Raw genomic sequence first — 22,992 nt, 5'->3', positions numbered from 1 at the left:
TCCGGGGCGGCCCTGACGGCCGCCCGTCGTTCTTAGAAATTTCGTGTAATGCTAAGGCGGAACCAGCGAGGCTGGCCGATGCCGACCTGCGAGCAGCCGCAGAAGGCGTTGAGGTCGAACCCAACGGTCTTGTATCGTTTGTCGGTGAGGTTGGAGACCTGCCCCAGGATCGACCAATCGCCCTTGTCCCAGCCCAGGCCGAGGCCCAGCAGGGCATATTTCTTGACCTCTGTCGCACTGTAGTTTGTCAGCGAGAACCAGAAGCGGCTGGTATAGTTGAGATCGCCCTGGAAGCTCAGACTACCACCGGCGAGGTCGGTTTCATATCGAGCAAGGGCGCCAGCCTTCCACTTGGAGGTGTTCGGCGCAACACGGGTGAGCAGTGTCGGCTGGCCGCTGATCGATACGTCGTAGACACGATCATGCGTGTAGCTTGCCCAGCCCCTCAGCGTCAGGCCGTCAATGGGCCGCAGCGTGGCATCAAGTTCGCCCCCGTAGATTTTGGAGCGATTGTTGGAAACCTGCGTCGAAAGGCCGATGACCTTGAATGCCTGATAGTCGTCATAGTCATAATAGAAGGTCGATGCGTTCAGCCGGAGAAGGCGATCGAACAGGTCCGACTTCACGCCGATTTCATAGGCGTTCAGCGTTTCCGGCGCATAGGGTATGTCGCTGTCGGGATAGGATGTTCCGCCCGCCAGAGGCGCGTTGAAGCTGCCTGCTTTCACGCCCCTGTTAAAGCCCGCATAGATGAGGACGTCCTGCGACGGCTTATATTCAATCTGCGCTTTTGCCGAATAGAGCGTATCCGACATGTTGCCGGAGTAGGGGGTGCGCGCTGGCCCGACCACGACCTCCGCAAGTGTCAGATTTGTCGATTGATAGTCGAATGCCTTGCGTTCCAATGTGACACGGCCACCGGCAATGAGGGTCAGCCTTGAAGAAAGGTCATACTCAACCTGCCCGAATGCTGAGTAAGAGTTGGTTCTAAGGTTATATTCGTCACGCGTGATGAGGTCGGCCGGCGCGACGATCAGGTCGGCGGGATTGGTGCCGCTCTTGATGTGCAGATAATAGGCACCGGTGAACCACCGCAATTGGGGCGCGGTGCCGCTGAGGCGAAGCTCTTGCGAGAGGCTTTTGGCAAAATCCTGCGAAATGCTGTTCAGAAAATAGGTGGGCGATACTTCGTCATCGATCGCCTGGCGGGATCGTGCCGTTTTGACATCGGTAATCGATGTAAGCGTAGGTCCGAAATCCCACGTGGTTTTGAGCGTCACGCCAGATGCGCTTTTCCGACCGCCTGAACTGCGCGCAGATTCGGAATCGATGGTCAGGTTCTTGATGTCGCTTGGCGGTCCGAAAAAGGTGTCGCCGCTGACGATCGTCGAGTCGACGACATCGCCAGCGTTGTTGAGGATAGGTGCGACAGCCTGGGAGAAATACGGCGCCCAGGAACTGGTCTGCCGCGCGATGAAGCCGGTGAGCAGCAGCGACAAATGGGCCGTCGGCTTATAAGCGAGGCGAAGTCGGAGAACGGCTTGCTCTTTGTTGCCTAGGTCATCGCCCTGAGCATTCTTGTTCTTCACCCATGCGCCGTTTCGATCGAACAGGCCCGCAACGCGAAAGCTGAGCGTGTCACTTATCGGGCCACCGGTCGCGGCTTCGAGTCGCATGCTGTCATGGGAACCATAGTCTGCTTTTACGAAGCCGTTGGCTGATGATGTGGGTTCTCGCGTAAAGATATTTACGACGCCGCCAGTTGCGTTGCGTCCGAAAAGCGTACCTTGCGGCCCTTTTAGGACTTCCACGCGCTCAACGTCGAAAAGGCCAATGCCGGCAACGCTTGCGCTCGCGACATAGCTGTCATCGACATAGGTGGCGACGGGCGACTCCGACTGGCCGCCGAAATCCTGCTGAACTACGCCGCGAATGCCGAATGCCAAAGTGTCGCCAGCGAACGCGCCCGATGTGCTCAGGCCCGGCGTGATGTTTACGAGCTGGGATGCGTTGCTGACCCCTCTTGAAGTCAGTTCTTCAGCGCCGAAGGCCTGCATCGAAATGCCGACCGACTGCGCAGTCTGCTGCCGTTTTTGTGCGGTGACGACAATATCGCCCTGATTGTTTTCCTGTGCGTTTGCAGCGCCGCAGACCGCTGTCGTCGCGAGCAGCGTCAGAAGGCGGTTTGCGATGCGATATCCCTTGTTGTGTCCCCTATGCATGACTAATTTCCCCTTTATCTGAGATCGCAGATAAAGGTTTGGATTGCCGGTCGTGTCAAGATGGTATGTGACATGCTGGTTACGTGTGATTTGCGATGACGAGCGCGAGAGAGGCTCTACGCGCATCCGGGCTGGCACTGGGACGTGGACTGTTGGAATGGAAACAGGATGACTGAAACAATCACCACACCGGGAGTACGCAATCGAAGCCGTGTTCCAGCGCCCGTTCTTTCTCCACTTGACGAGCATGACGGACCTCTTGACCGGCAGGTCTATCAATCGCTGCGAAAGGCGATCATGAGCGGCAGTCTGCTTTTGGGGGATCGTATTTCCAGTCGCTCGGTCGGTGAGGCGCTCGGGGTGAGCCAGATGCCTGTACGAGAAGCCCTCAAGCGACTTGAAGGGGATGGGGCCGTCCAAAGTGTCGCCAAAAGCGGATATGTCATTCCGCCAATGCAGCCTGACGACTATGAGGAATTGCTGCTTGTGCGTCTCGAACTGGAGGGGCTGGTCGTGCGGCACGCCGCTCGCCACATAAGAGCTGAGGAAATTCGGATTGCGCAGGAAGCGCATGATCGCCTGACGCGCGCCTGTTCCTGGCCTGAGACCCTGCGTCAGAATTTCAGCTTTCATTTCACCATATATCGGGCGGCTCGGATGCCGAGTGCGCTCGCGATGATCGAGAACCTCTGGCTGCGGGTAGGCCCTGCTCTGAATATGATCGAGAGTGTGCCGTCGAAGGCCGACACCTACATTCAGCATGTTCGCATACTTGAAGGACTTCGTCGGCAAGATCCGGTTTTGGTGGAGGCTGCTCTGCGCGAGGATATTGTTGAAAATGCAGAAATCGTTCTGAGGCAGCTTGCCTGCTCGGCTAGCTGAAGGGCCATGCGTGCCTTGAGGGTGAGAGAAAGCGCGCATGGCCATTGCCTCAGCCGATAGCGGCCGAGATGCCTTCGTCCGCCAGCAGGATGCTTCCGTGCATCGGGCGAGCTTCGGACGAGACGAGGAAGAGGGCTGCCGCGGCAATCTCCTCCGGCTTCGAGAAGGTATGGTTGCTGGGCGTCATCGCGTTCATGGCATCGAGGATTGCCGCTTGCGATGGGTCATTACGCATCGCCTCATTCATAGGCGTCTCTGTATTGCCTGGCGCGATGGCGTTGACGTTGATGTTGAAGGGCGCGAGTTCGGCCCCCAGTACCTTCGTCATCATCGCGATGGCAGCCTTGCTGGCGCTGTAGATCGCGAACCCCTTGAATGCGGTCAGGCCCGCAACGGAGGAGAAGTTCAGGATCTTGCCGCCTCCAGCCGCTTTCATGTGCGGCACGACGGCCTGAACGCCATTCCACGTTCCCTTAACGTTGGTGTCGATCATCTTGTCGAGGATGTCGCTCTCCGTGTCTCCCGCCGGGGAAGCAAGGAAGAGACCTGCTGCATTGACCCAGATATCGATGCGACCATGTTCGACGATGATGCCCGCGCACAGCGTCTTGAGCGCCTCGCTGTCCCGGACGTCCGCGACCACTCCTTCTGCTCGCCCGCCGCTCGCCACGATGGACGAGGCAACGGCTTGAGCCTTGGCCAGACTGCCGCTGGCCACCACATGGACGACCGCCCCTTCCTCGGCCAGCTTGCGAGCGATGGTTTCTCCGATGCCGGAGCTTCCGCCCGTGACAACGGCGATCTTGTCCTGGAAGCGGCTCATGCGACGTGCCCTCCCAGGATGCGGGCGGCCCAATCGTAGACATATTCGCCCTGCATCTTCATCACGTCGACGCCGCAATGCTCGGTCGAACCTTCCGCGACGGAGAAGACGCGCAACTGCGCATCGCTGCTGTTGACCGCGCCGGCCACAGTCTTGCGGGCGTGGGCAAGGGCAACCTGGCGATCATTCTCGCCATGGACGACGAGCAGCGGGCAGGTGACCTTATCTATCACCGGGGCCAGCGTGCGAGACTTCAGGACAGCCACGGCATCGTCGATCGTATCGGTCTTGGTCACATGCATGGCGTGAATGCCGCTTTCGGGGAGGCCGTCCGACAGCCCGGTCCCGGTATCGCCGCGCAGGATGGCTTCCCAATTGGCGTCGAGTTCATAGAAAGCGCCAAGGCTTGCGACACATTTGAACCGCTTGTCCATCGCGGCCGCCCGGGGCGCGCAATAGCCACCCATGCTGAGGCCGATCAGGCCGATCCGGTCGGCGTCGATGGCGGGGTGGGCGGCCAGTGCATCGTAAAATTTTCCGGCCGAAAGCTCGGTATTGTTCCGCTTGGCGATGTGGTGATAGCGAACGGCCTCGCCAGTGCCTTCCTGGTCGACGAAGAGGGTCGCGATGCCGCGCTTTGCCGACATGTCGGCATAGATGAGATAGTGCATCTCCTTGATGGAATCGAAGCCATTATAGAAGATCACAGCCGGCTGCTTGCCTTCGCTCTCGGCCAGGCGCAGCCAGCCTGAAAGGACACCGTCCTCATAAGGAATCTCGACGCGTTCCCACAGATCGCCCGAGCGCTCCAGGCCCTTGCGAAAGGCCGTCATGCCCAGATTGTAGGCATGCAGGCGGCGCGGGTCGGACCAGGATGCGATGCGTTCAGCAAAGAGATAATAGTTTGCTGCCCGCTTATATTTGGATGCGGCCGAAAAGAGATTGCCCGCCGCATCGTCGGCGTCTGCCAGCGCGGTCAGCTTGTGCCCGAGCTTCAGCCAGTTCTGGTACCAGCCTTCATGCGCTGCCGGTCCATCAAGCGATACGAGCGGCGAAAGCGCTTCCTCGAGCTCGGAAATCTCCGCGCCCATCGCGATGGAACAGGAGACAGCGAGACTCCATGAATAATTCTTGGGAAAATACTGAAACACTTGAGCTTCCTTGGTTTATGGGATGGTTTTCGACGATCTGCGCGATCAATATTTCCAGCGCAGCGTAACGCCGTATGTGGTCGGGCGATTGTAGGAGGTCGCAATGACGCGCTTGCCTGCGGCAAGATCATCGCCTGAAAGGAAGAAGACCGAATAGTCCTGCGCGGTCGAGGGGGTGCGGACGCCGGTGACATTCTTGCCGAACAGCGAGACTTCCCACTTGCCGCCACCGAACAGATAGGAAGCGCTCAGATTGACGACGCCATCATATTTTGCGGTCAGCAGATCATCGTTGGAAACGTCGAGATAGCTTTTGCTCTTGTAGAGAACATCACCGCGCAGTGTCAGCGAGCTATCCGCATCGAATTCCATGGTATAGCTGCCGCCAACCGTGAAGGAATTCTTCGGCGTCAGGATGAGGCGGTTGCCTGAATAGTCGGCATCTTCCAGGACCAGCGACTTATATTTTCCGTCGGTATAGGCGTAATTCCCGAAAATCTCGACGCCAGCGAAGGGGCGTGCCACGATTTCCAGTTCGACACCCTTGACCTGAGACTTGCCGGCGTTGCCGACAATGGTGAACGGACCATTGATTTGTCGGACCTGCAGGTCGGAATAGTCCACACGATATGCGGTGACGTTCGTCTGGAGGTGATTGTCGAACCAGCGCGCCTTGATGCCTGCTTCATAGCTCCAGGCAAATTCGGGGTCGAAGGACCCGCCCGCCCGTGCGCTTTCGGCATCTGGAAAGTCCGACGCGAAACCGCCGCCCTTGAACCCGCGCGCGACTGTGGCGTAGGCCATGATGCCATCGGCAACGTCGAAGTCGATAGTGGCCTTTGGCGTAAGGGCGCTCCAGTGATCGCTTACGTCGAGCAGATAGGCTGAGCAGAGGATGCCGTCCTGAAGGCAATAGGTTTGCCCGGACTTCTTCTCCCAGGAGTAGCGCGCGCCACCGGTCAGGCGGAGCCGATCGCTGACATGCCAGGTGAATTGACCAAAGCCGGCATAGCTTTCGGTATTGATATACTGACCTCGCCCCTCGGGGGCGACGGTGCCGCCCGGTGCGATTTCATCGAACAGCGATCCGGGATAGCCCTCGACCGTCAGAAATTCGTTCCGGCGCAGTTTCACGTTGAGGTAATAGACACCGAGCACATAGTCGAGATCGCCGGCCGTGCCGCCCAGGCGCAGTTCCTGGGAAAGCTGCTTCACCCGGTTCTGCTGGAGCTTGAACTCCGCGATTTCGAGAGGCGTGCCGTCGAGGTCGACGTTCGTCCGGTGAAGCCCATATCGATAGGCCGAGATCGAGGTAATGGTGCCAATTGGCAGTTTGTAGTCAAGGCGGAGGGTCGCGCCATATGCTTTGCGATCATATCCGCCGTCCATGTCCTGCTGGGTCACGTCGAGTTGATCGGGTGCATTGAGCGCGGCCGGCACGTCCCCGTAGAGCTTGCGCGCGATGCCCTTTGACTTGTCACGCATATAGTTGACGCTCAGATTTGCGTCGAAATCCTCGCTCGGATGAAAGCGCAGCTTGCCGCGGACGCTCTGGGTGTTGTCGCGTTCGAGGCGGTTGCCAGTCACTTCATTGCGGGCATAGCCATCGCTGTTCTTCGAACTGAAGGCGATCTGCCCCATTACCGTATCGCTGATCAGCGCGCCGCCGAGCATCCCGCGTACATCAATCTGGTTGAAGCGCCCGAAAGTCCCTTCCAGCGTCGCGGTCGTATCAGTTGTTGGTTTGCGGGTTATGATACTGACGGCGCCGCCCATGACGTTGCGCCCGAAGAGGGTGCCCTGTGGGCCACGGAGGACCTCGATACGTTCGACGTCGAAAAAGTCGAAGTCGAGGCCGGAATTTTCGCCGACATAGACCTCGTCGACGAAGAGCGCGACCGCCTGGTCGGAGCCGGGTGAGTCTTCAAGGGATCCTGCACCGCGCATGGCGATGGAGGTCTGGGTTCTGGAAACGCTGTCGGCGTAGAAGTTCGGGATGCGCAGAACAACGTCCCTGAAATTCTCGATCCGTGCCGCCCGGACGGCCGTTTCGTCAAAGGCCGAGATGGCGATCGGCACCTTCTGCAAGCTCTGCTCGCGCTTGTTTGCCGTGACGACAATGTCGCCAAATCCCTGGTTATTCTCTTGTGCGAATGCAGTGCCTCCGCTCGCTATGGCGAGCGCAACGGCGGATGCCATCAGAGGTGAAACTGCTAACCTGAACTCCTTGCCCATATCTGTTCTCCCCAGTCCGCCGATGATGTTTGTTCTTGCGGATATGCAAATTTAGATACCTTGCTTATACGCAAGTCAATAGGGCTTATAAGATTTCCTCATTGGGTGTGGCGGTGACGCCATATTGCCTTGAAACTGACGCAAATTGTCGATTGCGGCAATCCGAGCTGCCGGCTGATGTGTCGACTTGGTGGGGTGTTTGGGAAGCGAATCGCCTTTGCACGACCCATTCCTCAAGCGATAATCTTCTACCGTGGCGCGATCTTGTCGATCTGGGGATGTCGTGATTCGCTCGATTTATTGCATAGAGCAGCTATTTGTAACTTGCGTATCAGCAAATTTTGCGCATTCTTCACCCCGCATTGAGAGGCAAATATGTCCGATGCGGAATTTGAAAGGGGTGGGTATGACTTGCAATACGGCAAGGCGAAGCGTCTTGAAACGAATGATGCTGACCGGCTTTGTGCTGACGCCTGCATTGTCCACACTGGCAGGCTGCCTGACTCGGAAAACTTCCATATCGCCAGTCGATCGCGAGGCACATTTTGTCGCGATCAGCGATGTCGTCATTCCGCGGACGACTACGGCTGGCGCGGTTGAAGCGTCCGTGCCCGCCTATCTCTCGATGCTTTGGGATCAGGGCATTCTTTCGATCTATGTCGATGATCTGATTCATGCGCTGATGGAGCGTTCCGTGGGATGTTTTCCTGCTCTTGGCGTTCGGCAGCGTTCGGCCCTGATCGCAGACATTGATCGCCGATCTTATTCGACAGCGAACGGCATCGGTTCGTCGGTGGAAGTCGGATGGAGAGAGCTAAAGGGCGCTATTCTGGCGGGCTATTACACCTCCCAGGCCGGCGCGGAGAAGGAGCTTTTCTACGAGCTCATACCTGGTCGCTTCGATCCGGATATCACGATCGGACCGCTTGATCGGGCGTGGGCGAACGACTGGAGGGCGTTGCTCGTATCATGACGAACGGAAATTTTGATGCGATCGTGGTTGGCTCCGGCATCACGGGCGGCTGGGCAGCGAAGGAACTGACCGAACGAGGCTTGCGGGTTGTCATGATCGAGCGCGGCCCTATGGTAGAGCATGGGGTTGGCTATGAGACCGAGATGCTTGCGCCGTGGGACATGCCCTATCGAGGGTTCGGGAACCCGAAGGAATATGAGCAACTCTATAGGGTGCAAAGTCGGGGCGCAGCGTTCGATGAATGGTCCAAGCGGCACTTTGTCAATGATGCCCTCTATCCGTATGAGGCCGACGGTCCGAAGCCGTTCCAGTGGCGGCGAGGCTATCAACTGGGTGGGCGTTCGCTGACATGGGGGCGCCATTGCTATCGATGGAGCGATCTGGATTTTACGGCGAACGCGCTGGACGGGAATGGGAGCGACTGGCCGATCCGCTACGCCGATCTGGCGGACTGGTATGATCATGTCGAGACTTTTGTCGGTGTGTCTGGGTCGGAAGAAAATCTCGACCAATTGCCCGATGGCCGGTTCCAGCCACCGATGGCACTCAATGCGGTGGAGAAACATGCCAAGTCCGTCATCGAGGGGCGTTATCCCGACCGACGACTGATGGTTGGGCGGGTCGCCAATCTGACGGAGGAGAAGGAAGGGCGATCCAAGTGCCAATATCGGGGCATCTGCGCGCGAGGATGCTCCTACGGCGCCTATTTCAGCACGCAGAGCGCGACTCTGCCGGCCGGACAGGCGACAGGTAGGCTTACACTCATCACCGATGCTGCGGTGGAACGTGTGGAATATGATGCCCGGCTATCCCGGGCCACGGGTGTTACGATCATTCATGGCATGAGCCGAAAGCGGGAGACGATCAGCGCCAATATGGTCTTTGTCTGCGCCGGCGCGGTGAACAGCGTATCGCTACTGCTGCGATCGGTAAGCCAGCGCTTCCCGCGTGGCATCGGGAATGATCATGATGTGCTGGGGCGTTATTTCATGGATCATGCGACCGCAGTGTCCGCGGTAGCGATGGTGCCGGGTTTTACAAATCACAGCTATTTCGGGAACCGCCCCAACAACCTTATTATTCCCAGATTTCGCAATCTCGCAGGGAAAGGGAATGAATTCCTGCGAGGCTATTCCTTCCAGGGCGGCGCATCGCGCACGGCCTGGCGAAGGGGGGCGCGGGAAGCGGGCATTGGGGAGGAACTAAAACAGGATCTGCGTAAAGCAGGAGACTGGAAGATCATGCTTCGCGCCTATGCGGAATGCCTGCCAAGGCACGCTAATCGCATTTCGCTCAGCGATGCCACCGATCCTCAAGGCTTGGCGCGGACCCGGATCGAGTTCAGCCATGGAGCCAATGAACGAGCGCTGCTCGCCGACGCGGAGAGTGAGGCGCTCGAAATGCTGGCTCTGATCGACGCCGAAATCCTGTCGCACAGCGCTGAGCCGGATGCGGGCGGATCGGCCGTACATGAAATGGGCGGAGCAAGGATGGGGCGCGACCCGCGAACCTCGATCCTGAATGCCGCCAATCAGGTTCATGGCATCGCCAACCTGTTTGTGACCGACGGCGCGGCGATGGCGTCCAGCGCGTGCCAGAATCCGTCGCTCACCTACATGGCGCTGACGGCTCGTGCCGCTGCCTTCGCGGCCAAGATGATGAAAGAGGGAGGACTGTGATGTTCCGGGAAAATAACATGCTGGCCGCAGCGCCGGTCGGACGCCGACGCTTTCTGGCAGGTGCCGGCCTGACGCTTGCTGCTGGTCTGGGAGCAGGACCGCGCGCGATGGCGCAATTGGCGGCTTCCAGCATAGCGCCTTCGGTCGGGATCCAACTCTACACCGTCATGCCTTCGCTCTCCCGTGACTTTGAGGGCACGATCCGTGACATCGCGCAGATCGGCTACAAGGAAGTTGAAACCATAGGGAGTTTCGGCCGTGATCCGGTCGAGGTGAAAGCCCTGTTCGACAAATATGGTTTGGTGTCACCGTCGCAACACATCGTCTCGAACGAACTTTATCGTGTCTTTGATCTGTGGGTGAAAAGGCAGATCGCCATTGCCGACCGCGACAAGGCGTTCCTGCATGAATTTGATCTGTCGCGGATCGATGAAACCGTGCCCGCCGCCATTGCATCAGCCAAGGCGATGGGGCAGCGCTATGTCATCTGGCAGGCGATCTTCGCGTCACAAATTGCAACGCCGGAAGCGACCAGGAAGCTAATCGCTGCACTCAATCATGCCGGTGATCTTTGCGCCGACGCGGGTCTGACGTTCGGCTTCCACAATCACGACCGGGAACTGGAGAAGGTCAATGGCGTCTCCGCCTATGATCGGATCCTGGCAGAGACAAATCCGGCGCGCGTGAAGATGGAAATCGACTTCTATTGGATGAAGAAGGCCGGCGCCGATTATGGAGCGTATCTCAAACACAATCCGGGCCGGTTCAAGCTATGTCATCTCAAGGACATGGACCGGCGCGGCAATATCATTGCGCCTGGTTCCGGCGTGATGGTTTCGCGGGAACTGATCGATATGGCCCGGTCGGCCGGTATCGAACATTTCATTGTGGAGAATGATTCTTCTGCAATTCCCTTCAGCGCCGAACGCAATGCCTTTGGTTTCATGACTGAGATCATGCAGCCCTGATGCGCGTACCGACTGGATCCCCGGTCCGTTTCGATCGGGAATCCCTGGTCACACGGGAAGGCTATGGAAAGGGGCGTCGATGGTCGATGCTACGATCAGGAGCTTGGCCTGCGCCTCCCCTGCGCTGACATAAGCGTGGGGAATATGGCTATCGAACAATATGCTGTCTCCAGCGTTCAGCCGCTCAACTTCTCGATTTTCAAGGTGCAGTTCCACGGATCCGGTGAGCACGTAGAGGAATTCGTCACCTGCATGGGCTGTCAATCCGCCATATTCCTGCACTGATCGGGCAAACAGCGTCACGATGATCGGTCGGATGCCGCTTGCTTCGCTGTCGGGATGGAGCGGCGCATAGAGAATGTTGGGGAGCTCTGTATATTCTTCATGTCCTTTGCGGGTCACGCTGACCGAGCCGGCATTCGCCTTTGCCCTGTCGCGTCCCAATATGTCGTAAGGGTGCAAGTCCATTGCCCGTACGATCTTCTGGATCAGGTCCAGAGTAGGCGACATTTTGCGATTTTCGATACGTGACAGGGTACTCCCAGGAACGCCCACGGCGTCCGCCGCCCGCTCAAGTGACCATCCCCGAGCCTTACGGAACGCCCGAAGCCGTGTGCCGAAATGGAAGGCATCTTCATGATCGTCGCTGGCAACTTCCACGCTGTCACGTCCGGTTTTCTCGGCTTTCTTGAGCGGAGGGCGTTCCCGGGCTGTTGAGAGCTTGACGGTCATTATCTTTGTATTCCTTGCTTATATGCAAGAAGCTTTAGATTGAAATGACGATTGGCGCAATCTCTCGTCCGGCTGACGTGTCGTTGCCGCTGGTTTGCTCCGCTTTTCTTGAGCCTATCTCGCGTTCAATCGAGCGCGAAAAGTGTCTGGGCCTGTTTGCGGATAGATTCCTCAATGGGCGTCGACGAGCGGGCGGTAAGGTCGAAACGGACGGTTCTGGATAGCACGGTGGAGCATAATGCCTGATCCGATAGTCGGGTCATATAGGTCTTGTGGGTCACCGAACTCCTGCCGATAGCGGCGACGATTGAATGTAGCGCGATCAGGTCGCCTGCGCGCAACTCGGCCTGATAGTCGACTTCATGCCGCACGTCCGCCCAGCCCACCTTGCGGGTGCCATCATCCACATGGATGGGACCCAGCGCCGCGAGCAGATGGAAGAAGGCACTGTCGTAAAAGCCCATATAATGTTGGGTGGCCAGATGCCCCATGGAGTCACAAAGCCATGGGAACACGACGCCGCGTCCCGTCTCGATCACGTCGCTCGGCAGATGTGCAAAATCGGATGGCATAATGTCTCTCGTGAAGGTCAGGACAGGGAATAGACCCAGCGATGCCGATCCGGGGTTTCGCCGCGTTGCACGTTCATGAGCGCGTCTCGCAGCATGGTGGTCACGGAGCCGGTCGTGCCCTCGCCGATTGTGAATTGCCCGGTTGGAGAGGCTACCGTGCCGATTCCGGCAACGACGGCTGCTGTTCCACACGCAAATGCTTCGCGAAGGCGCCCGCTTGCGGCATCAGCTTCCCATTGGCTGAAGGAATAGGGCTGCTCGCTGATCGTCATGCCAAGGTCGGCTGCAATCGTCAGCAGGCTTGCGCGCGTGATTCCTGGCAAGATGGTGCCGCGCAGGGGCGGGGTAATGATCGAGTGATCATCAAACACGAAGAAGATGTTCATTCCGCCAAGCTCTTCGACCCAGCGGCCTTCGATCGCATCAAGGAACAGCACCTGGTCGCAATCTTGCGCAATGGCTTGTCGTTGGGCGACGAGACTTCCTGCATAATTGCCGCCGCATTTGGCAGCGCCGGTTCCGCCCGGAGCTGCCCGGATATAGTCGGGTGTAACCCAGAGGCGAATGGCGCTGTCGCCGCCCTTGAAATAGGCGCCTACCGGGCAGGCAATGATGCAGAAGATGTAACTTGATGCCGGACGGACACCGAGAAAGGCGTCATCAGCAAACATGAACGGGCGAAGGTAAAGGCTGCCAGATCCCGCCGGTATCCAATCCTCGTCTGCAGTCACCAGGCGCCCGACGGCATCAAGAAAAATATCCTCCGGAATTTCGGGCATGGCCATGCGCATTGCCGACTGATTGAAACGCCTGGCGTTTTCCTGCGGGCGAAACATGCGGATGCGTCCATCCGTGCCTCGATAGGCCTTCATCCCCTCGAAGATTTCCTGCGCGTAGTGTAGGACCGAAGCGGCCGGATCGATCTGGAACGGGCCGCGCGGCATCAGTTGTGCATCATGCCATCCTGCTTCGGCTGTCCAGCGGATCGTGATCATGTGATCAGTGAAATGCTTTCCGAAACCCGGATTGGACAGGATGCGGGCGCGCGTCTTCGTGTCGACAGGGCTTGGATGAGGGGTGAGTTCGAAGGCCAGGGACATGTCGTTTTCCGTTGAGCAGCAAATGATTGGAAATGGAGGTGGAGGTTCGTGCCGCGGGGTCTGAATGATCAGGCCGCCAACTCGATGGCAGTCGTATCGCTCTGCGCGAGCAATGCCTCCCTCTGTGCCTGATAAGCGGACATGGCTTCTTCCTTTACCGGACCATAGCCGCGGATCATGTCCGGCAGTACCGCCAGCGACAGCGCATGGTCGATGCTGCTTTCATCCAACGTCTCGCACAGAGCGTTGATCAGGGTGCGATATTCATTGGCCAGCCGCCGTTCGTCGCGACGTTCCGTTGTACGACCGAACGGATCGGCCCAGCTACCGCGCAGGTGCTTCATTGCGGCAAGCAGACGGAAGGCTGTAAAGATCCATGGCCCGAACTTGCGCTTTCTTGGGCGCCCGGTCGCAGGATCGATCCGTGAAAGCAGCGGCGGGGCCAGATAGACGCCAAGCTTTCCAGTATCGGAAAATTGCGCATCCAGCGCTTCACGGAAGGCGGAGGCGGAGTAGAGCCGGGCAACCTCATATTCGTCCTTATAGGCCATCAACCGATAGCCGTGCGTCGCGACCGCTCTTGCAAAGGCATCGCCTTTGCCGCCAAGCCCTCCGACAGCATGACGGACCCGTTCGATCATGGCGGTATAGTCGGCGGCATAGGCATCGTCCTGATAGGCGATGAGATCCGCAGTCCGACGTGCGATAAGGGCATCCAGAGATTCCGGGGCGACAGGCGCGCTTTTGGCTACGCCCGCTATTTGTTCGACGGCGTCCAGATCGACGGCGGCGAGCCGGCCCCAGGCGAAAGCACGCTTGTTCAGTTCGACGGCCGCACCATTTGCAGAGATAGCTGCTTCGAAGGCATTGCTTGCCAGCGGCAGCAGGCCCTTCTGCCAAGCATAGCCGACGATCATTGTGTTGGCTGCGACATTGTTGCCGAACAGGCCCTCGGCAATTCGGGTGGCGCTGATCAGAAAGCCCTTGTCGCCCGCACGCGCCAGCAATGTTTCCACGATCCGCGGGGTAGGCAGCGCAAAGTCGCGGTCGCTGACGATGTCGGCAGTCGGCGTCTCGTCGCCGTTGAGTATGATGGCGCCCCGGCCCCTGGCGAATTTCCGAAGCGAATCCGGGCTGGCGGCCACGAGTGCATCGGTACCCAGCAGCAGGTCGGTCTCTCCCGCACCGATGCGAACGGCGTGGATGTCCATGCCTTGGGGCGCGATGCGCACCTGGCTCACCACAGCGCCATTTTTCTGCGCCAGGCCGGTAAAATCGAGCACCGTCGCATTGAGGCCGGATAGATGAGCGGCCGTTCCCAGCAATGCGCCGGTGGTCAGCACGCCAAGGCCGCCAATGCCCGCGACATAGATGTTGAACACGCTGCTCAGTGTCGGAATGCTTGGCTCGGGCAGGCTGGGGAACCGCTCCGCTTCCATCGCGCGGATCCGATCGGGGGCTGGCTTGCGCAGTTTTGCGCCCTCAATTTCCACGAAGCTTGGGCAAAAGCCCTTGGCGCATGAAAAATCCTTGTTGCACGCAGACTGATTGATTTTGCGCTTGGTTCCGAAACGAGTCTCTATCGGTTCGATCGAAATGCAATTGGATTGCACCGAACAATCGCCACACCCTTCGCACACCCGATCGTTGATGAACATCCGCCGATCGGGATCAGGAAAGGCGCCGCGTTTGCGCCGGCGGCGCTTTTCAGCGGCGCAGGTCTGCTCGTAGAGGATCGCGGTGACGCCGCACACGTTGCGCAGTTTGCGTTGCAGCGCATCCATCGCATCCCGATGATGCAGCGTGACAGCCGCCGGCAAATTAGCGGATTTCCAGTTCTCCGGCATATCGCTCACCAGATGCACGGCACCCACGCCCTCTGCCAGCAATTGGGCCAGCACGCGCCTGGGCTCCAGTGCGCCCTCAGCGGGCTGGCCGCCTGTCATGGCGACCGCGTCATTGTAGAGGATTTTGAAAGTGATGTTGGTTCCCGCCGCGACGGCGGCGCGGATCGCGAGCAGACCGCTATGCTGATAGGTGCCGTCGCCCAGATTCTGGAAGATGTGATCCGTCTGTGAGAAGGGGGCTGCGCCCACCCATTGCAGGCCCTCGCCACCCATCTGGCTGAAGGTTGGTGTTTTCAGCCTGGGTTGCGATAACGCCATGACATGGCACCCGATGCCGCCGCCGGAGATCGATCCATCGGGTGTCTTCGTTGAGCTGTTATGCGGACAGCCTGAGCAGAAGAACGGTTTGCGGGCGGGGAAGGGGATGACTTCGCCGCGCTGGCCGGCTTTGTCGAGAGCTGCAAGCCGCGCGGGCAAATCGATTATGCCCTCATGGCGTATGCGCGAGACAAGCGCCCTTGCAACCAGCATCGGATTGAACTCGCCGACGACCGGCAGCAACTGCGCAACTGCGGTGTCGGTTTTTCCGGTGACATGGGTGCGCTCGCCGGGCAGATTGAACAGGGCCGACTTGATCTGACTTTCCACGGTCGGACCTTTTTCCTCGACCACGAAGATTTCCTCCGCTCCCTTGGCAAAGGCCAGCAACGGCCCCGTCGCCAGCGGCCAACTCATCGCGACCTTGTAGATGGACAGGCCCAGGGCATCCGCCTCCTCTTCGCCGAGGCCAAGATTGCTTAGTGCCTGCATCAAATCCTGATGGGCCTTGCCAACGGTGATGATAGCGATGCGCGTGCGCTTGGCCTGGAAAACCGGACGATCGATACGATTGGCGACGGCCCAGCCGATGGCGGCGGGAATACGCTCCTCGATCATGCGTCGCTCATATTCGGCGCGCTCGGCTGGCCAGTTGATGGAGGGATCCCAGTTCAGGCCATGCGTCGGGACAAGGTCGGCGGGCGAAACAAAGTTGGGAAAGGGATCGGGCAGGTCAAAGCTGGCCGCGCTTTCTACGACTTCGGCGATGGTCTTCATGCCGACCCACACGCCTGAAAAGCGAGACAGCGCGATGCCCGCCAGTCCCAGCGTCAGGATGTCCCCGACATTGGCTGGCTGCAATACGGGCATGTGGACCGACTGGAAAATACCGTCGGTCTGGTGGGGAAACATGGAGGATTGGGCGCTATGATCGTCGCCGCCGATGGCAAGAATGCCGCCTAGCGGAGACGTGCCCAGCATATTGGCGTTGCGGAAGGCGTCACCGGTACGGTCTACGCCATTGCCCTTGCCATACCAGATACCGAACACGCCATCGGCGCGCGAAGGCCCGAACGCCTTGTGCATCTGCGCGCCCCAGAGGGCCGTGGCGGCCAGATCCTCATTCAGACCTGGCTGAAAGACAATGTCATGGGCGTCGAGATATTTTTGCGCCTTCCAGAGCTGCTGGTCATAGGCGCCTACGGGTGAACCGCGATAGCCGGAGATCAGGCCGGCCGTGTTGAGGCCATTGTGCCGGTCGAGGCGGCGCTGCATGAGCGGCAATCGCACAAGCGCCTGTATCCCCGTCATGAATGTGGGGCCGGTCTCGGCGTTATAGATCGCCTCCAGGCTTACGACCCTCTCATGCTTCATCGCGTTTCTCCTTGGGGTAAAGCCTATAGGGAAAGCGGAAGTGATGCTTGCCAATGATTGCCGTCTTTGGTTGCTGAGGTGGAGATATTTGCCATTGTTCGGAAATAATGTAGTAAATATGCCTAATGTGGATCGCGTTAGTGCGGAGATGAAGTTGCTCGATTCCTACGATCGCAAGATAATGCAGCGGCTGAGCGACGAAGGTCGCGCCACCTGGAGCGACCTGGCCGAGCATATCGGGCTCAGTCTCACGCCCACGGTCCGTCGTGTCCGTGCGTTGGAAGAGCAGGGCTATATCACCGGCTATTCCGCCAGGCTTGATGAAAAGAAGCTGGCGGGCGCCATTTCGGTCTTCGTGTCCGTGACGCTCGACAAGCAAGTGCGTACTGCATTGGAGGCGTTTGAAGCGCGGGCGGCCGAACTGCCCGAGATCATGAGTGGCTTCTTGATGTCAGGCGGGGCAGACTATCTGTTGCGCGCTGTCGTGCGCGACCTCGATCACTATCGCGATTTTTTGGAAGTGCTGACGCAAATCCCGCATGTCGCCCATATTCAGAGCAGCTTCACGCTGAAATCCTTCATCAATCGTGCAGCGCCGGTGATCGTGCAGCAGTGACCTGAAGGGATGAGAACGATGACCGGGCAGGCCTTCACTGAGAACCGGGACACTGAAACTTTCCAACGTCGGCCTCACGGTAAACCCCTGTTCCATATTGCTGGAAGTCCAACCGGCCAGCAAGTTTCGTGGAGGCGGTGTTTGCAACGTCGATGATGCACACGGTGCGCGGCGAGCCGCACGGCTTCAATTTCAGCTCGCGGATTGCAGACTAGGACGCGTTGACAAAAGGGATTCCCAACCCGGTGAAGTTCTGATTCAAGCCTTCCTTTTGGAAGGGCAAGCATGGATCGCGGCGACCTGAGCGACGCAGAATGGGACTTGATCGGGCCGCTGCTCCCACCCGAGCGTGGCAGGCATGCTCGCCCGGCCGGAGATAACCGGCGCTATCTCAATGGAATGCTGCACGTCCTGCGAGTTGGATGCCCCTGGCGCGACATGCATGAGCGCTATGGGAAATGGAACTCGGTCTACGTCCGGTTCCGGCGCTGGGCCGAGCAAGGCGTCTGGGATACCATGCTGCAAACTCTGGTCGATCTCGGCCTGACCGACGACTGGCAGCACATGATCGACAGCACCACGGTTCGCGGCCATGTCTCGGCCGTGGGCGGAAAAGGGGGGCTTGTGCGCAGGCTTTTGGTCGATCACGCGGCGGCTTTACGTGCAAGGTCCACGCCCGCTGCGACAATCAAGGCCTCCCTCTCGGCTTCCACCTGACGGGCGGCGAGGCTTCCGATTACGGCGGTGTCGATAGCCTCATGGCCATGCCGGTGCCAAAGCCTGCGGCCTTGCTCGCCGACAAGGGCTACGACGGCGACCGTTTCCGAGAGAACCTGCTCCTGCACAACATCCTGCCCGTCATACCGCCGCGTTCGAACCGCAAGGCACCAGAGCACCCCGACTATCGCCGCTATCGCGATCGCAACCGCGTCGAGCGCATGTTCGGCTTCCTCAAACACCAGCGCCGCATCGCAACCCGCTTCGAGAAAACCGCGCTATCCTACCTCAGCTTCCTCAACCTCGCCGCAGCAAGGCTATGGTTGAAGTATTTTGTCAACGCGACCTAACTCCTCGCTGACGGCGAAAACCGCATACTTCGCTACACCCTCTAAAACCGAAACGGCCGAAATTGGCCATCTCTGCTTCTCAGAGGATCACGAAAATGAAGTAAAGGAGCAGTCTTGCTGACAACCGATATGAAATTGGTGACCCCGACAGGATTCGAACCTGTGACCATCCGCTTAGAAGGCGGATGCTCTATCCAACTGAGCTACGGGGCCGTGTGCATGCCGCGATAGCGGGCGTCGCGCCCGCTTGCAATCGCCTGACTGCTCGATAAGCATGATCGTCATGAGCGAAGGGGCAATTCACAAGATCGACGCGGCGGCGCTGGGTACTCGCCCCTTGCGTTATTATGACTTCTTCATGGCCGCCTTCGTCGCCATATTGCTGCTGTCCAACCTGATCGGCGCGGCGAAGCTGTCGACGCTGGGTGGCTACACCTTTGGTGCCGGCATTCTCTTCTTCCCGCTCGGCTATGTGCTGGGCGACGTGCTGACCGAAGTCTATGGCTATGCCCGCGCGCGGCGCTGCGTCTGGGTGGGCTTTGCGGCGATGCTGTTCATGGCCTTCATGAGCTGGGTCGTGGTCGCGCTGCCCCCGGCGGAGGGGTGGCCCGACCAGAAAGCCTATGAAGCGGTATTTGGCAGCACCTGGCGCATCGTCTTCGCGTCGCTCTGCGCCTTCTGGGCGGGCGAATTCGCCAACAGCTTCGTCCTCGCCAAGATGAAGCTGCTGACGCAAGGGCGGCATTTGTGGATGCGCACCATCGGCTCGACCATCGTGGGGCAGGGGGTCGACAGCCTGCTTTTCTATCCCCTCGCTTTCTACGGCGACTGGACCAATGCGCAGGTGTTGACCGTCATGGTCACCAACTGGGCGATGAAGGTTGGCTGGGAAGCGATCCTGACCCCGGTCACCTATGCCATGGTTGCCTTCGTCAAGCGGCGCGAGGGGCTGGATATCTATGATTCCGGTACGGATTTCACGCCGTTCAAGGCCGGCCTTTGAGAAATTTTACGGAAATGCAGCAACGGTAAAGCCTCTGTTTACGGGTTGCCCGCCAAGAGGGGGCATGAGCAGGCAGTCCCACCGGCATTTTTCGAATAATGACAATCATCGGCCGGTTTCAGACCTTTCGCCAATGGACAAGAGCATGGCGGCGGCGCTGGCGCTGGCCCAGCGCCGGTTCGAGGCGACCTTCCTTCATGCGCCCGTCGGCATCGCCCATGTCGGGCTGGATGGTCGCTTCCTGCTGGTCAATCCGCGCTTCTGCGCGATCAGCGGCTATGATGCCGACACGCTGATCCGTACCGGTTTCCAGCAGATCACCCATCCCGATGATCTGAACGCCGACGAAGCCCTGCTGGCCCGCCTCAACAGTGGAGAGATACCCCGCTACTCCATGGAAAAGCGCTATGTCCGGGCGGATGGGGCGATCATCTGGATCAACCTGACCGTCGCGATGGCGCGGGATGAGGCGGATCAGCCTGAATTTTATGTCGCCGTGATCGAGGATCTGTCCGACTTGCGTCAGGCCAGTTTCGAGGCGGTGCATGATGCGCTGACCGGATTGCTCAACCGCCGTGGCTTTGCCTGCCGGGCGCGGGACATGTTGGCCGATGCCGGGCGGCAGGGGCGCAGCGTCAGCCTCCTCTACGTCGATCTGGACGGCTTCAAGCAGTTGAACGATGCGTTTGGCCATGCCGCCGGTGATGCCTGTCTGGTCGATGTCGGCCAGTTGCTGAAGGATCAGGCCTGTCCCGGCGATATCGTCGCGCGCATCGGCGGGGACGAGTTCCTGCTGCTCGCCACCGAATGGGACCATCAGCCGGTGTCGGACAGTGCCGAAGCGATCCGGCTGGCGCTGGCCACCTATGGCATGGGGATCAGCGGCAGCTTCGGCATCGTCACGACGGATGTGCCCGATCCGGTCGATCTCGACCGGCTGATCGCCTGCGCCGACGATGCCATGCGCACCGCCAAGCGCGCCGGCAAGAACCGGCTATGCGCCGCCGCCTTCATCTGACGGGTAGGTCGCCCGCACGAAATAGAGCCCGTCCGGCGGGGCGTTGAGACCCAGCGCCGCCCGGTCCTTCGCCTCCAGCGCATCGCGCAGGTCGCCGGCCGACCACCGTCCCATGCCGACCATCGCCAGACAGCCGACCATCGACCGCACCTGATGATGCAGGAAAGACCGCGCCGCCGCATGGATGGCGATGCGGTCGCCATCACGTTCGACATCCAGCCGGTCGATCGACTTGACCGGGCTTTGCGCCTGACAATGGGCGGAGCGGAAGGTGGTAAAATCATGCCGCCCGACCAGTATCTGCGCCGCATCCTGCATCGCCCCGGCATCGAGCGGCTGGATCACCCGCCATGCCAGCCCGGTTTCGAAGGTCAGCGGTGCGCGGCGGTTGGCGATGCGATAGACATAGGATCGCCCGATGCAGGAGAAACGGGCGTGCCAATCATCGGCCACCTTTTCGCACGCCAGGATCGCGACCGGATTGGGCCGCATCTTCGCATTGATCGCCTCCATCAGGCGAAAGGGGTTGATCGCCTTGTCGATCTCCGCATGGGCGCGCATGGCGAGGCCGTGCACGCCTGCATCGGTACGCCCGGCGGCATGGATGATGGCGCGCTCACCCGTGACCGCGAAGATCGCATCCTCGATCGTCTGCTGCACGCTGGGGCCATGCGCCTGACGCTGCCATCCCATGAAAGGGCGGCCGTCAAATTCGACGGTGAAGGCGAAACGGGTCATGCCTTTTCACCCCTCCCTCTCAGGGAGGGGCTAAAAAAAGCGTCACCCATCCACCCGGCTCCCGGCGGGCATGGCAAAGCCGCGCAGCAATTCGCCGGGCGTCATCGCCCCCTTGCCCGCCCGCTGGATCAGCGTCGGGCGGATCGCGTCATGGCCGCAGCCGATCAGCAGGCTGTCGTCCAGCAATTCGCCCGGCGTTCCGGCATGATGTTCGATATGGCCGGCAAGGATGCGGAAACGCTCGCCCTGATATTCAAAGAAAGCGCCGGGGAAAGGATTGAAGGCCCGAACGAGCCGTTCGACCTGATGCGCGCCCTTGCTGAAATCGATGCGCGATTCCGCCTTGTCGATCTTGGCGGCATAAGTGACGCCCTCTTCGGGCTGCACCATGGGCGGGTGCAGCGCTATATCGTCCAGCACTTCCACCATCAGCGCCGCGCCGGCCTGCGCCAGTTCGGCGGTCAGCGCGCCGGCGGTCTTGCCCTCGACCGGGGTGACATGCTTGGCGCGCATAGGGCCGGTGTCCAGACCCGCTTCCATATCCATGATGGTGACGCCCGTCACATTGTCCCCCGACAGGATCGCCCGCTGGATCGGCGCCGCCCCGCGCCAGCGCGGCAGCAGGGAAGCATGGATGTTCATGCAGCCATGGCGCGGCGCGGCCAGCACGGCGCGCGGCAGGATCAGCCCATAGGCGGCGACCACCGCAACATCGGCGTTCAGCGCGGCGAAAGCCGCCTGCACCTCGGCATCCTTCAGCGAAACCGGGGTGCGCACCTCGATACCCAGTTCCTCCGCCCGCAAATGGACGGGGGAGGGGCGCAGCGCCTTGCCGCGACCGGCGGGGCGGGGCGGCTGGCTGTAAATCGCGACGACGTCATGGCCGGCCTGCGCCAGCGCGTCGAGCGCAGGAACGGCGAAATCGGGGGTGCCCATATAGATGATACGCATGATGCCGCCTCAAAGCTCTTGTCGGGATGACATGCAACCCCTTATCTCACGATATGGCCTCACCAGAAATCGAAGCATTGACTCAGGCGCTGTCCCGCCTGCCCGGACTCGGCCCCCGTTCGGCGCGCCGGGCGGTGCTGCACCTGCTCAAGAAGCGCGAAGGCGCGATGGAGCCGTTGCTGCGCGCGCTGGAGGCGGTGAACGAGCGGCTCGTTACCTGCCATGTCTGCGGCAATGTCGACACGGTCGATCCCTGCGGCATCTGCACCGACCATCGCCGCGATCCGCGCGCCTTGTGCGTGGTGGAGGATGTGTCGGACCTCTGGGCGCTCGACAAGTCGCGCCTCTTCCCCGGCCGCTTCCATGTGCTGGGCGGTCGCCTGTCCGCGCTGGAGGGGGTACGGCCCGAAGACCTGACCATCGACGCGCTGGTCGCCCGGCTGGAGCAGGGCGGGGTGGACGAAGTGGTGCTGGCGATGAACGCCACGCTGGAAGGGCAGACCACCGCCCATTATCTGGCCGAGCGGCTGGAGCGCTTCCCCATCCGCCTGACCCAACTGGCCCATGGCGTGCCGGTCGGCGGCGAACTCGACTATCTGGATGAAGGTACGCTGGCACAGGCGCTGCGGGCGAGGCGACCGGTGGGCTGATCCGCCGAATCTGTCCTATCCGCACGGGGAATGCGAAGAAGGACGGGTGTTGATGGCCTGTGGCTGGAGGATG

At 60.0% G+C, this 22,992-nt stretch carries 18 protein-coding genes, 1 tRNA gene and 1 pseudogene; 9 read left to right on the top strand and 11 right to left on the bottom strand.

Annotated elements, in window-relative coordinates:
• Positions 1-32 precede the first annotated feature (32 nt).
• Positions 33-2,471 (bottom strand): TonB-dependent receptor, encoded by a 2,439-nt coding sequence (locus BMY84_RS23550; RefSeq protein ID WP_143075142.1) that lies wholly within the window; start codon positions 2,469-2,471, stop codon positions 33-35.
• On the opposite strand from BMY84_RS23550, the gene BMY84_RS23545 reads away from it, so the two are divergent.
• Positions 2,391-3,104 (top strand): GntR family transcriptional regulator, encoded by a 714-nt coding sequence (locus BMY84_RS23545; protein ID WP_143075141.1) that lies wholly within the window; start codon positions 2,391-2,393, stop codon positions 3,102-3,104. The genes BMY84_RS23550 and BMY84_RS23545 overlap by 81 nt on opposite strands.
• Before the next feature lie 49 nt (positions 3,105-3,153).
• On the opposite strand, the gene BMY84_RS23540 is transcribed toward BMY84_RS23545, so the two are convergent.
• Genes BMY84_RS23540 through BMY84_RS23530 form a run of 3 tightly spaced genes read right to left on the bottom strand, consistent with a single transcriptional unit; the run spans position 3,154 to position 7,277 of the window.
• Entirely contained in the window at positions 3,154-3,927 is a 774-nt protein-coding gene (locus BMY84_RS23540; protein ID WP_093087069.1) for an SDR family NAD(P)-dependent oxidoreductase, read from the bottom strand.
• Positions 3,924-5,078: an alpha/beta hydrolase family protein gene (locus tag BMY84_RS23535; protein ID WP_143075140.1), complete on the bottom strand. Its 1,155-nt coding sequence runs from the start codon at positions 5,076-5,078 to the stop codon at positions 3,924-3,926. Before BMY84_RS23535 ends, BMY84_RS23540 begins: the two co-directional genes overlap by 4 nt.
• A 45-nt stretch (positions 5,079-5,123) precedes the next feature.
• Positions 5,124-7,277 (bottom strand): TonB-dependent receptor, encoded by a 2,154-nt coding sequence (locus BMY84_RS23530; protein WP_177204149.1) that lies wholly within the window; start codon positions 7,275-7,277, stop codon positions 5,124-5,126.
• Between the two features lie 481 nt (positions 7,278-7,758).
• Here BMY84_RS23530 and BMY84_RS23525 point away from each other — a divergent pair, with 481 nt between their 5' ends.
• The 3 genes from BMY84_RS23525 to BMY84_RS23515 are packed head-to-tail and all read left to right on the top strand — an operon-like array spanning position 7,759 to position 10,933.
• A complete protein-coding gene (locus BMY84_RS23525) occupies positions 7,759-8,286 on the top strand; it encodes a gluconate 2-dehydrogenase subunit 3 family protein (RefSeq protein ID WP_256215400.1) in 528 nt (175 codons plus the stop codon).
• Positions 8,283-9,965 (top strand): FAD-dependent oxidoreductase, encoded by a 1,683-nt coding sequence (locus BMY84_RS23520; protein ID WP_093087063.1) that lies wholly within the window; start codon positions 8,283-8,285, stop codon positions 9,963-9,965. Before BMY84_RS23525 ends, BMY84_RS23520 begins: the two co-directional genes overlap by 4 nt.
• Positions 9,878-10,933, top strand: coding sequence for a sugar phosphate isomerase/epimerase family protein (locus BMY84_RS23515; RefSeq protein WP_143075139.1), 1,056 nt, complete (start codon positions 9,878-9,880; stop codon positions 10,931-10,933). The genes BMY84_RS23520 and BMY84_RS23515 overlap by 88 nt, the downstream gene beginning before the upstream one ends.
• Positions 10,934-10,981: 48 nt before the next feature.
• Here BMY84_RS23515 and BMY84_RS23510 read toward each other — a convergent pair whose 3' ends face one another.
• The 4 genes from BMY84_RS23510 to BMY84_RS23495 form a co-directional block, all read right to left on the bottom strand.
• The gene (locus BMY84_RS23510) at positions 10,982-11,665 is read right to left on the bottom strand and encodes a helix-turn-helix domain-containing protein (RefSeq protein WP_093087060.1); all 684 of its coding nucleotides are present in this window, start codon (positions 11,663-11,665) and stop codon (positions 10,982-10,984) included.
• A gap of 125 nt (positions 11,666-11,790) precedes the next feature.
• The gene (locus BMY84_RS23505; protein ID WP_143075138.1) at positions 11,791-12,237 is read right to left on the bottom strand and encodes an acyl-CoA thioesterase; all 447 of its coding nucleotides are present in this window, start codon (positions 12,235-12,237) and stop codon (positions 11,791-11,793) included.
• 17 nt (positions 12,238-12,254) lie between these two features.
• On the bottom strand, positions 12,255-13,337 hold the full coding sequence (locus BMY84_RS23500) for a branched-chain amino acid aminotransferase (protein ID WP_093087057.1): 1,083 nt from the start codon (positions 13,335-13,337) through the stop codon (positions 12,255-12,257).
• Between the two features lie 68 nt (positions 13,338-13,405).
• Entirely contained in the window at positions 13,406-16,876 is a 3,471-nt protein-coding gene (locus tag BMY84_RS23495) for an indolepyruvate ferredoxin oxidoreductase family protein (RefSeq protein WP_093087055.1), read from the bottom strand.
• Positions 16,877-16,919: 43 nt separating this feature from the next.
• On the opposite strand from BMY84_RS23495, the gene BMY84_RS23490 reads away from it, so the two are divergent.
• A complete protein-coding gene (locus tag BMY84_RS23490) occupies positions 16,920-17,492 on the top strand; it encodes an Lrp/AsnC family transcriptional regulator (protein ID WP_256215399.1) in 573 nt (190 codons plus the stop codon).
• A 285-nt stretch (positions 17,493-17,777) separates the two neighbouring features.
• Positions 17,778-18,559, top strand: a pseudogene (locus BMY84_RS23485) (IS5 family transposase).
• 136 nt (positions 18,560-18,695) lie between these two features.
• Here BMY84_RS23485 and BMY84_RS23480 read toward each other — a convergent pair.
• Positions 18,696-18,772, bottom strand: a tRNA-Arg gene (locus BMY84_RS23480).
• Positions 18,773-18,842: 70 nt separating this feature from the next.
• Between BMY84_RS23480 and BMY84_RS23475 the strand changes: the two genes are divergently transcribed.
• Complete coding sequence (locus tag BMY84_RS23475) at positions 18,843-19,562, top strand: queuosine precursor transporter (protein WP_093087052.1); 720 nt, start codon at positions 18,843-18,845, stop codon at positions 19,560-19,562.
• A 64-nt stretch (positions 19,563-19,626) separates the two neighbouring features.
• On the top strand, positions 19,627-20,580 hold the full coding sequence (locus tag BMY84_RS23470; RefSeq protein ID WP_093087050.1) for a GGDEF domain-containing protein: 954 nt from the start codon (positions 19,627-19,629) through the stop codon (positions 20,578-20,580).
• Here BMY84_RS23470 and truA read toward each other — a convergent pair.
• Positions 20,557-21,318, bottom strand: a complete 762-nt coding sequence (truA, locus tag BMY84_RS23465) for a tRNA pseudouridine(38-40) synthase TruA (protein WP_093087049.1) — start codon at positions 21,316-21,318, stop codon at positions 20,557-20,559. The two genes, BMY84_RS23470 and truA, sit on opposite strands and share 24 nt — an antisense overlap.
• A gap of 42 nt (positions 21,319-21,360) precedes the next feature.
• Complete coding sequence (fmt, locus tag BMY84_RS23460) at positions 21,361-22,269, bottom strand: methionyl-tRNA formyltransferase (RefSeq protein WP_093087047.1); 909 nt, start codon at positions 22,267-22,269, stop codon at positions 21,361-21,363.
• A gap of 53 nt (positions 22,270-22,322) precedes the next feature.
• On the opposite strand from fmt, the gene recR reads away from it, so the two are divergent.
• On the top strand, positions 22,323-22,919 hold the full coding sequence (gene recR / locus BMY84_RS23455; RefSeq protein ID WP_093087046.1) for a recombination mediator RecR: 597 nt from the start codon (positions 22,323-22,325) through the stop codon (positions 22,917-22,919).
• Positions 22,920-22,992: the final 73 nt, after the last annotated feature.

This window comes from Sphingobium sp. AP50 (assembly GCF_900109095.1).
GTDB lineage: Bacteria > Pseudomonadota > Alphaproteobacteria > Sphingomonadales > Sphingomonadaceae > Sphingobium.
Note: the sequence above shows the minus strand (reverse complement) of the source record. Positions and strands in the feature narration are given on the sequence as shown.

Coding starts and splice junctions, on each gene's coding strand:
- fmt (WP_093087047.1), bottom strand. CDS start 22,269: ATGCGTATCATCTATATGGGCACCCCCGATTTCGCCGTTCCTGCGCTC.
- BMY84_RS23525 (WP_256215400.1), top strand. CDS start 7,759: ATGATGCTGACCGGCTTTGTGCTGACGCCTGCATTGTCCACACTGGCA.
- BMY84_RS23510 (WP_093087060.1), bottom strand. CDS start 11,665: ATGACCGTCAAGCTCTCAACAGCCCGGGAACGCCCTCCGCTCAAGAAA.
- BMY84_RS23520 (WP_093087063.1), top strand. CDS start 8,283: ATGACGAACGGAAATTTTGATGCGATCGTGGTTGGCTCCGGCATCACG.
- BMY84_RS23490 (WP_256215399.1), top strand. CDS start 16,920: ATGCTTGCCAATGATTGCCGTCTTTGGTTGCTGAGGTGGAGATATTTG.
- BMY84_RS23470 (WP_093087050.1), top strand. CDS start 19,627: ATGAGCAGGCAGTCCCACCGGCATTTTTCGAATAATGACAATCATCGG.
- BMY84_RS23475 (WP_093087052.1), top strand. CDS start 18,843: ATGAGCGAAGGGGCAATTCACAAGATCGACGCGGCGGCGCTGGGTACT.
- recR (WP_093087046.1), top strand. CDS start 22,323: ATGGCCTCACCAGAAATCGAAGCATTGACTCAGGCGCTGTCCCGCCTG.
- BMY84_RS23540 (WP_093087069.1), bottom strand. CDS start 3,927: ATGAGCCGCTTCCAGGACAAGATCGCCGTTGTCACGGGCGGAAGCTCC.
- BMY84_RS23550 (WP_143075142.1), bottom strand. CDS start 2,471: ATGCTCGTCAAGTGGAGAAAGAACGGGCGCTGGAACACGGCTTCGATT.
- truA (WP_093087049.1), bottom strand. CDS start 21,318: ATGACCCGTTTCGCCTTCACCGTCGAATTTGACGGCCGCCCTTTCATG.
- BMY84_RS23530 (WP_177204149.1), bottom strand. CDS start 7,277: ATGGCATCCGCCGTTGCGCTCGCCATAGCGAGCGGAGGCACTGCATTC.
- BMY84_RS23495 (WP_093087055.1), bottom strand. CDS start 16,876: ATGAAGCATGAGAGGGTCGTAAGCCTGGAGGCGATCTATAACGCCGAG.
- BMY84_RS23545 (WP_143075141.1), top strand. CDS start 2,391: ATGACTGAAACAATCACCACACCGGGAGTACGCAATCGAAGCCGTGTT.
- BMY84_RS23500 (WP_093087057.1), bottom strand. CDS start 13,337: ATGTCCCTGGCCTTCGAACTCACCCCTCATCCAAGCCCTGTCGACACG.
- BMY84_RS23505 (WP_143075138.1), bottom strand. CDS start 12,237: ATGCCATCCGATTTTGCACATCTGCCGAGCGACGTGATCGAGACGGGA.